Consider the following 13,645-nt stretch of genomic DNA (forward strand, 5'->3'; position numbering starts at 1 on the left):
TTAATCCCCCCATATTCGTTTGTTAATCGCTTACAAAAACAGCTTACCAATTAATAAACTAATATGCAAGATTATCATACGTTTATACGCAAAATTGTTTGATTATATTTGACATAAGTTTATTCATAATGTAACCGTTATTTTTGCATAGGACTGACTTTATAGATGGGATAAGGAGTTAATAGTTTATGAAAGACACAGAATTGCGGGCGCTAATTGCCCGGTGCAGTGATGAAGTCGTTAGCGCCCAGTTCACCGAAGACAAGGTCGCAAAGCGCGTAACCGAGTGGCGCGAGGGGAGCAAGGACGAACCCGACCAGGCTGCAGAATTGACCATGACACTAGCAGAATGCCGCCAGTTCACGGAAGAGGTCCTGTTTAAGGTGCTGTCGCAGCTAAAATAGTCCGTTTTACGGATGATTGCTGGTTATCACTTTTCAACCCAGCAATAATTTGCTATAATTACAAACGTTCTGTTGATGGAGAGTTGGCAGAGTGGTAATGCAACGGACTCGAAATCCGTCGAACCGGCTAATACCGGCGCGCAGGTTCAAATCCTGTACTCTCCTTTTGTAGCCGTTTGTTGGTTTCGCTTGAACCCCAGAAAGCCTGATATAAAGGCATTCTGGGGTTTTGTTTTTCGTTGGTTTTTGTTGTCTTCAAATTTTGAGTGCACATTGAGTGCACAAATTACAGCTCAGATAGGGCCAAAACATCGGCCTTGGCTAGTGCTTGGCTGCCGAACCCGCCATTAGAGGGTTGGCGCTGTTTGCCCTGGATGTCAACATACGATGCTAGGTAACTCCATGTTTTGCCGCCTTTATAAATCTGAGCCATGATAGTTACTCCAATTTATGGTAAAATCGGTACACGAAAAGCGCGTACCTATGTACACTTTTTCTGCTGACTCACCCTGACCGGCCAAGGAACAGGTGGGTCTTTTTTATGTGGTTTTATTTGTTAAGCAGCTTAGCCTTTTGCGTGTCAAATTCTTCCTGGGTTAAGAACCCAGCATCAACGAGGCCCTTGAGCTTTATCAGTTCATCAGCAATTAGGGGCAGGTCCGTAGATGTAGACTCTGCTGGAGCTGCGGTCTGAGCTTGCTTATACCCGCCGTTTTGCTTAGCCGTAAAGTCTTGAGCAGCTGACTTGATGGTGTCGGCCATGAATTTCACGACCTTCTTGTCGATAGTCTCAATCTTCATGAAGGACGCGCCATTCTGAACTTCGATTGAACCAAAGAGGACACCAGTCTTAAAGGAGACGGCATTAATTTTGTCGAGTGGTACATCAACCTGTTTGAGTCCATAGACCATGCCCTTGTTGAGCAACAGCACACGTGAGTTTGTGCAGGCCACGAGCCAAGTATTGTTATCGTACATCCCACTGACAGCGTAGAGCAGCTCCTCACCATCGCGGATGACCTCCGGCAGGTAGTTCATCTCTTTACGGGTAAAGACTGCTTTGGGCAGCCCCGCGCGCTCAAGCTGCTGCGCGTAGTCATTTAATTCTTGCTTTGCCATAATACCCCTCCAAAAAATATTTTTTGTGCTATTTAGAAATTGTCCAAGTTGCTAGTGGCGTATCATCCGGTACGTACTCAATCGTGAACTTCTTGATCTGCGAGAAGGGCTTGTCGAAGACGTACCACACCGTGGTTGTTCCGGTATGACCATCAGTTACTTCGGTCTGGCCTTCTTGGTAGTCGAGAGGGGTTGCAGCGGTACCATTTTCATCGTACACGTTTAGCTCACTGGTGCTGGGCAGGTAGGACTCACCCAGCGCGAAATTAGTGTACTTAATCTGCACCTGGACAGTGTTGGGTTGCTTACCTTCAAAGATAGAATCGCCTTGCTCACGAGCGAAGGCATTCCAGTGCTGGTCAGCGGCTGTAATGGTCAGCCCAAGCTGTTTCTTAGAGCCGTTGCCGAAGTCTGCTTCTTGGCCAATCTTGTAGGTTTCAGCCGAGTCGGACTTATCGGTGGAAGACGACGAGTCCGCTGACGAGTCTCCGCCAGATAACTCATCGAACATTTTTTTGTACTTCTTATTATCAGAAGTCAGCTTCTTGTTCTCCTTCTTCAAGGATGAAATCGTTGCTGCGTCTTTAGAGCTGGTGCTGCTACTACTACACCCAGCAAGGGCTAGCATGGCCAGAGCGGCCACAGTGATACCGACAATCTTCTTCATAACTTTTTCTCTCCCCCGAGATTATTTTTTAGTGCAATGACCCAAGACTGGAATCGAACCAGGAAGGGGCTATTTTTATAGTTCTACCACGTAGACCACTACGCGGCCGATGATGCGAATGCCATCCATATCTTCGTAGCGGAAGACGATGGGTCGATAACTCGTATCATTCGAATCTGGAACAAAAGTAATGGTGTTGGCAGATGGGTTGTCATAGAAGCGTTTGACTGAGTAATTAACGCCGTCCTCGGTGAACACAACTATTTTACCATCGGATAGATCTTGAATATTGTCAATCTCCTTAACCACTATAAGCGAATTGTTCGGAATGATTCTGTTCATCGACTCGCCGCTAACATTCGTTACGAATATATCCTTGTCTCCAGCATAACGGCCAAGAACTGCATCGGATAGCTGCAGCCGCTCGGCGTTGTCGAGACCTGCTACGGTCGTTAAAGCACCCGCAGCTATATCTGTGTCGAAGTAGGGATAAGAATGCATCGGTGTGATTACTTCTGGTTCCGTATCGTCCATGCCTAGAATGGTTAATGGACTGACATGCAGTAATGCAGAAAGAGCTGCAATCTTGTCCCGTTTCATATTAGCGATGTCGCCTGTTTCCCACTTGGAAACAGTACCACGTGATACTTTGACCGCGTTAGCCACTTCATCTTGAGAAATTCCAAGCTGTTCGCGGCGTTGTTTTAGGTCGAACATGATTGTCCTTCTTTCCCATAGATGATGACATTATTATGCATCTGATGTTGCGTTTTAGTATCACCAAATTGCGTTATTTTAGAAAAAGGTTGCGTAAACTAACAAAAAGTTGTTGACACGTTTAGCTGATGATAGTCTATGTTTCGTAAAGAAATGAACGTGAGAAAATGCACAGCAATGGTTTAAAATCCGAACTTGCTGAGTATATGGAAAAGTAGGGTACGAGGATTGATCGCGTCTTACTAAGCCGGTGTATCAATGGCTGAACTGAATTTAAGCAGTCAGAAATCGTTGCCATCGCCAAGGCCTTACACTTGCCTGATGACAAGATGATGGAATTTTTTACCACAAAGGTTTCCTAAAAGAACGGGAACCTGTTGAAAAAGAAAAGGAGGGCTAGTCATGGCAGCTATTTCAATCGACCTGCTGCCGCTTGTCACGCAAGCGGTCATGATTATTTTCATCGTAACCTATACTGCAATTCCGGTAAAAAACTAACCTTAGATTGTCTTGTGCTGTTTGCGATAGAACGCATTGTTGACGGTGTAGACTCCGCAAACAACAAACTTATTTCATTGCCATGAAATCCTTGACATCGCTGACGGCACGGTGTTTAATGATGTTATCAGTATTTGAATATTTCGAAAAAAGATCGGCCGATTGCTTCGAGATGATTCGCTCATAAAAGCTTTTGCAAATTTGCAAAAGCCCGAGTGATCCTCGAATTACTGCTCCATTACGGGGGTGGTAACGGCCGGTCTTTTGTTATGCCGTCACGAGGGGAGCCGGAGAATGCAGTAAGTGACACAAACCACATAAAAAGGGTTGTAAAAGATGAAAACAAACGAAGAATGGGTAAAACAATTCAAGGCAATGACCGGCCGGGCCCCAACCGATGCGGAATATAAGCAGGGGGAAGCCAGTGGATTTGATTTAGACAAGTTGGCTGCAATAGCCGGAATCCAGATGGCCCAGTCAGTCAAACCCGAATCAAGACAGCCAAAACAGGGGAAAATACAACCAGAGCTGACGGGCACCCGGTCCAAGCAGCCAAGTAATCCGTCGGCACGGCGCAAAATAATCATCGCCGCCATCATTGGCGCAATCATCGTGGTAATCGCTTTGGTGGGTTTCTTTGCCACCCACAAACAGGCTGATAAAACAAACAATCAATCTGTTACCGTCAGTCGTTCGCGTAATTCTGCCGCAACGTCGAGTAGTTCTGCCAAGGAGCCAACGACCCAGCCGAACACTAAGCAAAAATTAGCCTTGGTGCTGCTCACGACTGGTGCGGGTAAGTATTCCCCCAGTGGGCAGGAGCTAGTTCGGGATAACATTGCTACGGAAGCAACGCATAACAATCAGTTGATTGAGGATGCACCAGCAGGTAGCGAGGCTTACGGATTGGGCGGTGAGAACACAGCTCAGCCGGTCATCCTGATTATCGGTAACGACGCGTATTTGAATAACGAGGAAGCAACTGTTGGGGTTGAGGATCTGAAAAAGGGGTTACACGTTAATCTGCAAGATCAGTGGCGCAAACTGTGGCAGAGTAGTGATTTGACGAAGCTGGTTAAGCAGATTTCAATCATTGAAGCGACAAATGACGCTGGAGCAGACAACGCTGCCGCAGAATCATCTTCGGATAATGGCATCAGTACGAATGCGGCCACTGCCTGGCAACAACTATCCGGCCACTTCAGTGAGGATAGTTCCACCGTCAGCGATAGCGGTCCGCAGCAAACCGATATCTTAAACCAAGATGGTAAATGGGAATGGACGGCGTACCACGAAGGTGATGGCGCGCCACTGTATCAGTTTGACTTAAGCGGGTTGACTAACACCGGCAGCGACGGGGAAGGCGGTCAGCTGTTTGAGGGAATTGCGGTCAATCCATTCGACAGTAGTGACACAGAGCAAATGACCTTCGACCTCATTGATTCAGACACCTACACCGTCCGTTCGCAGCAACTCGGTTATTACGGGCGCTTCAACCGGCAGTGATCGTGCCAGTCAGTGCCGGACAATTATGGATGCACATATTAATTGACCACGTCGCTACGAAACGAGGAGAGATTATGCATTTAAAAGTATTGATTGTTATTCCTTTGCTGATGCTGGGGGTTGCCGGTTGCGGGAAGTCGGCTGGTTCACCGCAGCAGAAACAATCGGGCTCGTCATCAATCACAAAACAGGTCAAATACTCTGACGAAGATTACGCGATGGCCGCGTTTTACAAAGCAAACAGTAATAAAGTGGCCACCAATCAGCTACGGGTCTTAGCTCGCGCGGACGGCCTATTCATCGGGGATCATGACAGCGATACTCAGGGATGGGTGATGGTCGTGAAAAAAGCAACAGTTCAAGCGACCGACTCGAACAACAAAGTACACGCGTACGCGAAGACTTCATTGCAAAAATTGATTAAAGCCAATCTGTCGACTTACAAAAAGAGTCTGGCACTGGGCAAGAAGCACGAAAAATCCGCTCAAATCGAAGCTAAAAAGGCATCGAGTCGGACTAGTTCGGTCGCAAGCTCAAGTACCAGCAGCAAGACCGTCGCGGCTTCTAGTTCAAGCACGGTTGACACGCGGAACCTCACCACGAAGCAGGTGAAGGACTGGATTCTGCGCAACATTAAAAAATACGCACCCGATGCTTTTGATTTCAGCACCCCTAAGAATTCCTCTTGGGACTTCTATACCGACGAGTCAGGCCTGCTTCACGTTGATATCAGAGAAAATCATAAATATATGTATGAACACGGTGCTGACGTGGACCCAGTAATGGACCCAGCCATTGCATTCTTCAAAGTCACGAGCGATGGTGCACTTGAAGTTCAAAACCTTGGTAGGGTGGGATTTGCAATATGTGGTCCCGACCAAGAGAGTGAGATTATCGCAACCAGCTTTGATGAATAATTAACCCTGCTAAGTAAAAATACTTGTCGAGTTGGTCGAGTGCCACTACACAACCAAAAAGCAGCTAAAGCTGTCGAGCAGAATCAGCCAACAACGCAAACAGCTCCGCACCGCGATTCGAAGCACGAACCGTGATGCGGAGCTGTTTGTGTTAATTAGTACGGGCAATCCGGTACTCAGGCGCTCAGACCCGATTTTTTATGCTGGTCACACCATCAGTAGCTCAAGCACTGCCCATCAAGCGCTATGCGTACTTGTGGGCCATCTTCCCGGCCACCGCCGAAGCCAGGGCACCGACCAAATCATCAATGAAGGTATTAACTTTGCCGCCGTCATTATCAAGTTCATCCATAATGCCCGGCTTGGTGCGGTCGAGGTAGCCGTAGTTCGTGACCCCAATTGATCCGGACAGCTGCGCCACAGCCAGTGAAATAGTTTCGTCCACCCCGAACACACCCACGTCATTGGTGATAATGGCGTTCAGCGGTTCCGGCAATGCGTGCTTGGCCGCCAAGTCATCGAGCGCCAGACCGACCATGGCGTTATTGAGGAATTCCCGCTTGTGCATGATGTTGATGACCTCCGCCTCGAACTCATCGACCGTCGCATCCGGCAGGAACTTGTGCTGGAGGCCGTAAACAACTTCCGCAATGTTGTGGGGCGTCACGTTTTTCCGCGCAAACGTGTCTAGTACGTAAGCGAATGCCGCGGTATCTGGGTATTTAAAATTGGGATTGTAGACCATAATCTTGACTTCCTTTCGAATAGGGCTAGTTTAACGCAAAGGGCCGTGAAAATGTAGGCAAGGTTAAATCCTCCCCGACAGCTATCGCGGCTAGGCAGTTTGCGGTAAAATAGTTAGCAGCAATTTAACTTAGACGACGGCAAAAGTGACGGAGGCAAATTTTGACAAAAGCAGACACAAACATGCTCGATTACATTGGCGACAAGATGGACGCGCTCGATTTCGACGGCGACCTGAACCTCAACTGGGACAAGGAAGCCCACGTGATTGAACTGGAGTATACCATGACGGTCACAACTGACCAAGAGTACCAAATCCAAAACCAGGAGGGCGATGTCGCGGAATCCGGCGAGGTTAGTTACGACGACGCCGTGCTTTTTTACGACAAGACCAAGATTAACGGCGACGATTATAAGGAAGATTACCTGACCATCATTCCGTTTGCCGGCAAGAAGGGCATTGACCAAGCCACAGTTGACGGGTTCTTCGAATACTTCCAGCAAGTTCTGGATGATGGCGAAAGCGACCTGCTGGACTTTGTTGACGGCACAAGCGAGGGCGACGAGTTCGCCGTCCAGTTCGACCAAGACGCACTGGATGCGGCGATTGCGCAGCAGCCCGCACCAAAGGCTGATGTTTTCTACGCCTACCCGAAGTATTAGGAGCATCGATTCATGGAATGGTTAATGATTACCGCCGATGCCACAACTGAAGCGGTTGAACCCATCAGCAACTTGATGCTTGAAGCCGGCGCCGAGGGCATTCAGGTGGCGGATACCGATACCGACCAAACCCTGGCTGTCGGGCAGGCCAAAATCACCGGGTACTTTCCACCCGACGTCGCCCTCGCTGAGCGGCTCGCCGAGATTCAGCAGCGCGTCAGTGGTCTCACTCAGTTTGGCATTAACATCGGTCAGGGCAAAGTTAGCTCTGACACCGTGGCCGATGCCAGTTGGGCCCACACGTGGGAGCAGTACTACCACGCCAACCGGGTGACCCGGTATCTGACCGTGGTGCCGCGCTGGGAAAAATACGTGCCGGAGCAGGAGGGTGAAATCCCGCTGATTTTGGATCCCGGCCAGGCATTCGGGACCGGCACGCACCCAACCACCCGGCTGACGTTGGGCCTGCTCGAGACCGTCCTGCGCGGCGGCGAGGATGTCATCGACGTTGGTACCGGCTCCGGAGTCTTGGCGATTGCGGCGATGCAGCTGGGCGCTCGCCACGTTCTGGCCACCGATATCGATGACGTGGCCGTGGCGAGCGCGCAGAAGAACATTGCGCTTAACCCCGTCAGCAATATCGACGTCATCGCTAGCGACCTGCTGAACGGGGTCGAGGCGCAGGCTGACCTCGTGCTGGCAAACATGTTGCCCGTCGTGCTGGTACCACTCATGGACCAGATCCCGAGTGTGCTGCGACCAGGTGGGCACCTGCTGCTCTCCGGAATTATCACCGAACAGGAACAAAACATCTTGCGCGCACTGGCCAAAAACGGTCTGCAGGTCGTTGAACGGCGCCAGGAGGGTGACTGGCTCGGCTTAGACGTAATGTATAGGAGCGAAGACTGATGCAAAGGTACTTCACAAGCGAGCCACTTGCAGTCGGCAAACGGGTAACGCTGGATAAAGACATTGAGCACCACGCCGTCACCGTTTTACGCATGACCGAGGGTGACGTGTTCGAGCTGGCTAGTTCCGGTGCGGCTTTTCGCGTCCAAATCGTCACTGGTAAACCGCTGACCGTCGAAGTGTTAGCACCAATTGAGCGGCAGGTGGAACTGCCGGTACGGGTCACCCTGGTTTGCGGTCTGAGCAAGGCGCAAAAGCCCGAATGGATTACGCAGAAGGCCACCGAATTGGGTGCCACCACAATCTACTTCACGGGTAGTCAGTGGGCGACGGTACGGTGGCAGCAGGACAAGGTGGCCAAGAAGTTGGCCCGCCTCCAGCAGGTTGCGCAAAGCGCGGCTGAGCAAAGCCACCGCGATATCGTGCCGACAGTGCGGTATCTGCCGAAGCTGACGGATGCCACTGACTTGCCGGGCGCCGCGCGTCTTGTCGCCTACGAAGAAAGTGCCAAAAAAGGCGAGACCGCAGCGTTAATTGCTACGTTGCAGCAGCACCCGCAGTCACTGGTCGCAGTCTTTGGTCCGGAAGGCGGCATCGCGCCTGAAGAAGTCGCTGCACTCACCGAAGCGGGCTTCGTGCTTGCCGGACTTGGCCCCCGCATCTTGCGGACCGAGACGGCACCACTGTATTTACTCAGCGCCATTTCAACGTTTACGGAACTAATGTAGGGCCGGAAAAATTTGGATTAGGGAACGTATCGGGTTATAATCAACAAATCAGATTCAAATTCGGAGGCTCTTATGCAAAAACTCAACTCATGGTGGCAAAAGCCACTAACTCTTTCAATTGTATTCAGTGCGGTCATGGCGGTACTTGCGCCGCTGTTCTTCAAGCTTGTTCACATTTCGACCGCTAATCGGGTTGGGTTTCTCTTCGTCATCATTAACACCATCTTCGCTTGGTGGCTTGGCCGCTACGTCAAGGACCACAAAATCGTCTGGGCAGTCATTCTAATCTTCCCAATTCTCTTTGCCGGAATGGTTTTCTGGCGGTACGCAAAGTATGACTACTGGTTCGCCGGCCTATATTTGGTCACAAGCCTGCTTGCCCTTGCAAAGGACTAGTATTTTCGCGGTGCTTTTGTATAATAAAATTAGATATTCGTGAGTATTAGCACGCACATCGGTGACGTGCTTTTATTGTATTTAGGGGATGACATTATGGCAGAAGAACCAGAACTGACACAAGATGAGGTTTACGCGATTTGTGCGGGCTACATGAACGATGAACACTTGGAGTTCGTGAAGAAGGCCTATGATTTTGCGGCATATGTACACAAAGACCAGGTGCGTAAAAGTGGCGAGCCATACATTATTCACCCAATTCAGGTGGCGGGAATCCTCGCCAAACTGAAGATGGATCCCGAAACGGTTGCGTCTGGGTACCTGCACGACGTGGTCGAGGACACCAACATCACGCTCGGCGATATCAATGAACTGTTCGGCCACGACGTTGCGGTCATCGTGGATGGGCTGACCAAGCTGAGCAAGGTAACCTACGTGGCGCACAAGGACGAACTGGCTGAAAACCACCGCAAAATGCTCATCGCGATGGCCAAAGATTTACGGGTCATCATGGTTAAGCTCGCCGACCGCCTGCACAACATGCGCACCCTGATGCACCTGCGTCCCGACAAGCAGCGCCGGATTGCCAGCGAAACGCTCGACATCTTTGCGCCCCTTGCTGACCGTTTGGGGATTAGCACAATCAAGTGGGAACTTGAAGACTTGTCCCTGCGCTACCTCAACCCGCAGCAGTACCACCGCATTGCGTCACTCATGAACTCAAAGCGGACCGAACGGGAACAGTACATCCAGTCGGCCATCGTGGACATCAAGAAGTCGCTGGCAGATTTGAACATTGAATACGAAATTTACGGGCGGCCAAAGAACATCTACTCCATCTACAAGAAGATGCGCGACAAGCACAAGCAGTTCGATGAACTCTACGACCTGTTGGCAATTCGGGTAGTCACCAAGTCAATTAAGGACTGTTACGCCGTGCTCGGGGCGATTCACACCCAGTGGAAGCCAATGCCGGGCCGGTTTAAGGACTACATCGCAATGCCCAAGGCCAACCTCTACCAGAGTATCCACACAACGGTGATTGGCCCTGAAGGTAAGCCACTTGAAGTCCAAATTCGGACGGAAGAAATGCACCACGTTGCTGAATACGGGGTTGCGGCGCACTGGGCTTACAAGGAAGGCCAGACCAGCAAGGTTCAGTACGACAAAGACGGCAAGAAGCTGGACTTCTTCCGCGAAATCCTCGAAATTCAGGACGAGAGCACGGACGCTGCCGACTTCATGGAAAGCGTCAAGGGTGACGTCTTTGGTGATCGCGTTTACGTGTTCACCCCACGCGGCGACGTGTTCGAACTGCCGAAGGGCGCCAACACGCTCGATTTTGCCTACCTTGTTCACACCGAGGTTGGGAACCACACTGTCGGCGCAAAGGTTAACGGCAAAATTGTGCCGCTGAACTACCAAATGAAGAACGGCGACATCATCGAGATGCTCACGTCATCCAGCAGCAGCCCGAGCCGCGACTGGGTCAACCTGGTCTTCACCTCCCGCGCCCGTAACAAGATTCGCCGTTACTTCAAGCAAGAGGACAAGGAAGACAACGCCATTAAGGGCCGTGACATGCTGGAACACCAGCTGCACGAGATGGGTCTGAACGCCGGGGACTTCATGGGCAAGGAGCCAATGCAGAACCTGCTTCAGCGCCTGAATTACGCCTCCGAAGACGAGCTGCTCAGCGCAATTGGCTACGGTGAGCTGACCCCGCTGGTCGTCGCCAATCGTTTGACCGAAAAATACCGGCACGATAAGGAAGCCGCCGAACAGCGTGAACGTGAAGCGGCGATTCTGAGCCAGAACAAAAAGGTGACGACTGTTTCCAAGACCAAAAAGCCGAACCCAAACGCCAAGCGCACCCGCGCTGGTAGTGGGGAAGGGGTCATCATTGAAGGGGTCGACAACCTGCTGGTCCACCTGGCCAAGTGTTGCTCGCCGGTACCCGGTGACCCAATCGTCGGGTACGTCACGAAGGGCCGCGGGGTAACCATTCACCGCGCGGACTGCCCGAACGTAACGAACAATCCGGAAGAGGCATCCCGGCTGATTGACGTCAGCTGGCAGCAAAAGAGCGACAACACCCAGTCCTTTAACGCCGACCTCGAGATTTACGGGTTCAACCGTAGCGGGCTACTCAATGAAGTGCTGCAGGTGCTGAACGCCCAGACGAAGAACTTGAACAACATTAATGGTCGCGTTGATCACGACAAGATGGCCGACATCCACGTAACGGTTGGCATCAGCAATCTTGCCCACCTCGACCGCATGATTGAAGCAATTAAGAACATCCCGGATGTGTACGAGGTTAAGCGCGCAAACGGTTAGCAAGTAGTATTTAGAAGGAAATAGGTGAAATCAATGCGAATTGTTGCACAGCGGGTGACCGAAGCCAGCGTGGCGATTGGTGGCACCACTGTCGGTGCAATCAGCCAGGGCTACATGGTCCTGGTCGGTGTTGGCCTTGGTGATGGTGAAGCGGAGGCGCAAAAGTTGGCGCAGAAACTCGCCAAGCTGCGTGTGTTTAGCGACGACAATGGCAAGATGAACAAGTCAATCCTGGATATTGGCGGCGCGATTCTGTCCATCTCTCAGTTCACGCTTTATGCCGACACCAGTCACGGTAACCGGCCGGGATTCACCTTGGCCGGCGCCCCGGAAATGGCTGCTAAGCTGTACGATAGTTTTAACGATGATTTGCGGCAAGCGGGAATCCACGTTGAAACGGGTGAGTTTGGTGCGGACATGGCGGTTAGTCTGGTCAACGACGGGCCCGTCACCATCATTTTAGACACCGCGGAGATGAAGTAATGAAGACCGTAATTTGGGATTTTGACGGTACCCTGTTCGACACGTATCCCGGGATGATTCGGGCGCTCGTGGCGACGCTTCTGGGGCACCAATTGCCGGCCGACGCGGATAAATTGCTGCTGGAAACCAAGTACGATTCAATGAAGCACGTGCTTGATGTTTACGCCCGCGACTACCAAATCGGCCGCGACGTTCTGCAGCAAGAATACAACGCGTTCGAGCTGGTGAAAAACAGCAACCCACAGCCGTACCCGGGGGCGCTGGCCGCACTTTCGACCGTGCACCTCGAAGGCGGCATGAACCTGCTGTGGACGCACCGGGACCAGAAGGCGTGGCGGCTATTGCGGAAGCACCAGATGAGCGGGCTCTTTGCCGGCGGAACGACAATTGACATGCACTTCAAGCGCAAACCGGATCCGGAGTCAATCAACTATCTGCTCAAAACGTATGGCGCTAATGCCGCGGACACCCTGGTTGTCGGCGACCGCCGCTTGGACGTCGAGGCGGGCCAGGCAGCGGGATGCTCCACGTTGTACATTGATATTGACGGTCTGCACGACGCGCATGCGCAGTTTAGCGCCCCGACATTGGCCGCGGCACTACCAATCGTGCGCACATTCGTTGCGAAATAAGGCAAATTTTGACGATTTTCGCCGAAACGGTTGCAAATTCTCCGGCCAGCGCCTATAGTAATTACAACATCAAATCCTTTAACATCAGTCCCGCGAGGCTGTGAAGGAGTCGACGCCCGGTTGCGACCGGAATGAGCGAAGGGTCTTCCACTTGCGGGTGGGAGACCTATTTTTGTATTCACGCTAAATCAGCATTTTGGCTAGCGGACGTTTCAGTGACACACAATAGGAGGAAACATTTTGGCAAAAGAATTGGTTGATGCAGTTGGAATGCGTCGCGTCTTGACCCGCATCTCATACGAAATCATCGAAAAGAACAAGGGTCTGAGTGACATCGTGATTGTGGGAATCAAGACCCGCGGGATTTACCTCGCACAGCGCATTGCTAAGCGCATTGATCAACTTGAGGGCGTGAGCGTACCGGTTGGCCAACTTGATATTTCGCTGTACCGCGATGACCGCCACGAAATGGGCACCGAACTTGCCCAGGTGAACGGCTCCGAGCTGCCGGTTGATATCACGGATAAGCACGTGGTATTGGTCGACGACGTGCTGTTCACCGGCCGGACCACGCGCGCCGCGATGGATGCACTAATTAATCTGGGCCGCCCCCGGAAGATTTCCTTGGCCGTGCTCGTTGACCGTGGCCACCGCGAACTGCCGATTCGGGCAGACTTTGTCGGGAAGAACATTCCCACCTCACTGAAAGAACAGATTCGGGTCTCCGTCAGCGAAATTGACGGTGAAGATTCAATCGCCATCGAGGACCTTTAACTGAATATTCAAACACCAAACGATTTAATTGACTCCAGAGAGGGCAAAATGGAATTGGGTTGGCTGCTTTCGTGTAGCCCAAAGCCACAATGCCTGAACTGAAGGTGTTGTGGCTTTTTTCGTGCACTGGGCAAACCCATGGAGGAAA

At 51.3% G+C, this 13,645-nt stretch carries 16 protein-coding genes and 1 tRNA gene; 12 read left to right on the forward strand and 5 right to left on the reverse strand.

The features are described from left to right. Positions 1-188 precede the first annotated feature (188 nt). The gene (locus tag EKN00_RS00160) at positions 189-404 is read left to right on the forward strand and encodes a hypothetical protein (protein ID WP_127848115.1); all 216 of its coding nucleotides are present in this window, start codon (positions 189-191) and stop codon (positions 402-404) included. Positions 405-481: 77 nt separating this feature from the next. Next, positions 482-569, forward strand: a tRNA-Ser gene (locus tag EKN00_RS00165). A 121-nt stretch (positions 570-690) separates the two neighbouring features. On the opposite strand, the gene EKN00_RS10785 is transcribed toward EKN00_RS00165, so the two are convergent. The 4 genes from EKN00_RS10785 to EKN00_RS00180 form a co-directional block, all read right to left on the reverse strand. Continuing rightward, positions 691-837: an Arm DNA-binding domain-containing protein gene (locus EKN00_RS10785; RefSeq protein WP_164847969.1), complete on the reverse strand. Its 147-nt coding sequence runs from the start codon at positions 835-837 to the stop codon at positions 691-693. Between the two features lie 116 nt (positions 838-953). After that, positions 954-1,523 carry a PH domain-containing protein gene (locus tag EKN00_RS11015; protein WP_127848234.1) on the reverse strand — a complete coding sequence of 190 codons (570 nt, stop codon included), beginning with the start codon at positions 1,521-1,523 and terminating at the stop codon, positions 954-956. A gap of 28 nt (positions 1,524-1,551) precedes the next feature. After that, complete coding sequence (locus tag EKN00_RS00175) at positions 1,552-2,190, reverse strand: hypothetical protein (protein ID WP_127848116.1); 639 nt, start codon at positions 2,188-2,190, stop codon at positions 1,552-1,554. Positions 2,191-2,265: 75 nt separating this feature from the next. Next, positions 2,266-2,907, reverse strand: a complete 642-nt coding sequence (locus EKN00_RS00180; protein ID WP_127848117.1) for an XRE family transcriptional regulator — start codon at positions 2,905-2,907, stop codon at positions 2,266-2,268. 834 nt (positions 2,908-3,741) lie between these two features. Here EKN00_RS00180 and EKN00_RS00185 point away from each other — a divergent pair. Together EKN00_RS00185 and EKN00_RS00190 are read left to right on the forward strand one after the other, a co-directional pair. Continuing rightward, a complete protein-coding gene (locus tag EKN00_RS00185; protein ID WP_127848118.1) occupies positions 3,742-4,911 on the forward strand; it encodes a hypothetical protein in 1,170 nt (389 codons plus the stop codon). A 74-nt stretch (positions 4,912-4,985) separates the two neighbouring features. Beyond that, positions 4,986-5,828 carry a hypothetical protein gene (locus tag EKN00_RS00190; RefSeq protein WP_127848119.1) on the forward strand — a complete coding sequence of 281 codons (843 nt, stop codon included), beginning with the start codon at positions 4,986-4,988 and terminating at the stop codon, positions 5,826-5,828. Between the two features lie 244 nt (positions 5,829-6,072). Here the strand turns inward: EKN00_RS00190 and EKN00_RS00195 are convergent, their stop codons facing one another. Beyond that, the gene (locus EKN00_RS00195) at positions 6,073-6,573 is read right to left on the reverse strand and encodes a phosphatidylglycerophosphatase A family protein (protein WP_127848120.1); all 501 of its coding nucleotides are present in this window, start codon (positions 6,571-6,573) and stop codon (positions 6,073-6,075) included. Positions 6,574-6,755: 182 nt separating this feature from the next. Here EKN00_RS00195 and EKN00_RS00200 point away from each other — a divergent pair, with 182 nt between their 5' ends. The 8 genes from EKN00_RS00200 (at position 6,756) to pyrR (ending at position 13,497) form a co-directional block, all read left to right on the forward strand. Next, positions 6,756-7,235, forward strand: coding sequence for a DUF3013 family protein (locus tag EKN00_RS00200; RefSeq protein WP_127848235.1), 480 nt, complete (start codon positions 6,756-6,758; stop codon positions 7,233-7,235). A 12-nt stretch (positions 7,236-7,247) separates the two neighbouring features. Continuing rightward, a complete protein-coding gene (prmA, locus tag EKN00_RS00205; protein ID WP_127848121.1) occupies positions 7,248-8,144 on the forward strand; it encodes a 50S ribosomal protein L11 methyltransferase in 897 nt (298 codons plus the stop codon). Further along, the gene (locus EKN00_RS00210) at positions 8,144-8,872 is read left to right on the forward strand and encodes an RsmE family RNA methyltransferase (protein WP_127848122.1); all 729 of its coding nucleotides are present in this window, start codon (positions 8,144-8,146) and stop codon (positions 8,870-8,872) included. Before prmA ends, EKN00_RS00210 begins: the two co-directional genes overlap by 1 nt. Before the next feature lie 72 nt (positions 8,873-8,944). Next, positions 8,945-9,268: a hypothetical protein gene (locus tag EKN00_RS00215; protein WP_127848123.1), complete on the forward strand. Its 324-nt coding sequence runs from the start codon at positions 8,945-8,947 to the stop codon at positions 9,266-9,268. A 96-nt stretch (positions 9,269-9,364) separates the two neighbouring features. Next, on the forward strand, positions 9,365-11,608 hold the full coding sequence (locus tag EKN00_RS00220; RefSeq protein ID WP_127848124.1) for a RelA/SpoT family protein: 2,244 nt from the start codon (positions 9,365-9,367) through the stop codon (positions 11,606-11,608). Between the two features lie 33 nt (positions 11,609-11,641). After that, positions 11,642-12,091, forward strand: a complete 450-nt coding sequence (dtd, locus tag EKN00_RS00225) for a D-aminoacyl-tRNA deacylase (RefSeq protein ID WP_127848125.1) — start codon at positions 11,642-11,644, stop codon at positions 12,089-12,091. Beyond that, a complete protein-coding gene (locus EKN00_RS00230; RefSeq protein ID WP_127848126.1) occupies positions 12,091-12,723 on the forward strand; it encodes an HAD hydrolase-like protein in 633 nt (210 codons plus the stop codon). The genes dtd and EKN00_RS00230 overlap by 1 nt, the downstream gene beginning before the upstream one ends. A gap of 240 nt (positions 12,724-12,963) precedes the next feature. After that, positions 12,964-13,497 carry a bifunctional pyr operon transcriptional regulator/uracil phosphoribosyltransferase PyrR gene (pyrR, locus tag EKN00_RS00235; protein WP_127848127.1) on the forward strand — a complete coding sequence of 178 codons (534 nt, stop codon included), beginning with the start codon at positions 12,964-12,966 and terminating at the stop codon, positions 13,495-13,497. Positions 13,498-13,645: the final 148 nt, after the last annotated feature.

The organism is Lacticaseibacillus hulanensis (genome assembly GCF_004010095.1).
GTDB classification, from domain to species: domain Bacteria; phylum Bacillota; class Bacilli; order Lactobacillales; family Lactobacillaceae; genus Lacticaseibacillus; species Lacticaseibacillus hulanensis.

Coding starts and splice junctions, on each gene's coding strand:
- EKN00_RS00190 (WP_127848119.1), top strand. CDS start 4,986: ATGCATTTAAAAGTATTGATTGTTATTCCTTTGCTGATGCTGGGGGTT.
- EKN00_RS00195 (WP_127848120.1), bottom strand. CDS start 6,573: ATGGTCTACAATCCCAATTTTAAATACCCAGATACCGCGGCATTCGCT.
- EKN00_RS10785 (WP_164847969.1), bottom strand. CDS start 837: ATGGCTCAGATTTATAAAGGCGGCAAAACATGGAGTTACCTAGCATCG.
- EKN00_RS00200 (WP_127848235.1), top strand. CDS start 6,756: ATGCTCGATTACATTGGCGACAAGATGGACGCGCTCGATTTCGACGGC.
- EKN00_RS00160 (WP_127848115.1), top strand. CDS start 189: ATGAAAGACACAGAATTGCGGGCGCTAATTGCCCGGTGCAGTGATGAA.
- EKN00_RS00210 (WP_127848122.1), top strand. CDS start 8,144: ATGCAAAGGTACTTCACAAGCGAGCCACTTGCAGTCGGCAAACGGGTA.
- EKN00_RS00180 (WP_127848117.1), bottom strand. CDS start 2,907: ATGTTCGACCTAAAACAACGCCGCGAACAGCTTGGAATTTCTCAAGAT.
- prmA (WP_127848121.1), top strand. CDS start 7,248: ATGGAATGGTTAATGATTACCGCCGATGCCACAACTGAAGCGGTTGAA.
- EKN00_RS00185 (WP_127848118.1), top strand. CDS start 3,742: ATGAAAACAAACGAAGAATGGGTAAAACAATTCAAGGCAATGACCGGC.
- dtd (WP_127848125.1), top strand. CDS start 11,642: ATGCGAATTGTTGCACAGCGGGTGACCGAAGCCAGCGTGGCGATTGGT.
- EKN00_RS00230 (WP_127848126.1), top strand. CDS start 12,091: ATGAAGACCGTAATTTGGGATTTTGACGGTACCCTGTTCGACACGTAT.
- EKN00_RS00175 (WP_127848116.1), bottom strand. CDS start 2,190: ATGAAGAAGATTGTCGGTATCACTGTGGCCGCTCTGGCCATGCTAGCC.
- EKN00_RS11015 (WP_127848234.1), bottom strand. CDS start 1,523: ATGGCAAAGCAAGAATTAAATGACTACGCGCAGCAGCTTGAGCGCGCG.
- EKN00_RS00220 (WP_127848124.1), top strand. CDS start 9,365: ATGGCAGAAGAACCAGAACTGACACAAGATGAGGTTTACGCGATTTGT.
- EKN00_RS00215 (WP_127848123.1), top strand. CDS start 8,945: ATGCAAAAACTCAACTCATGGTGGCAAAAGCCACTAACTCTTTCAATT.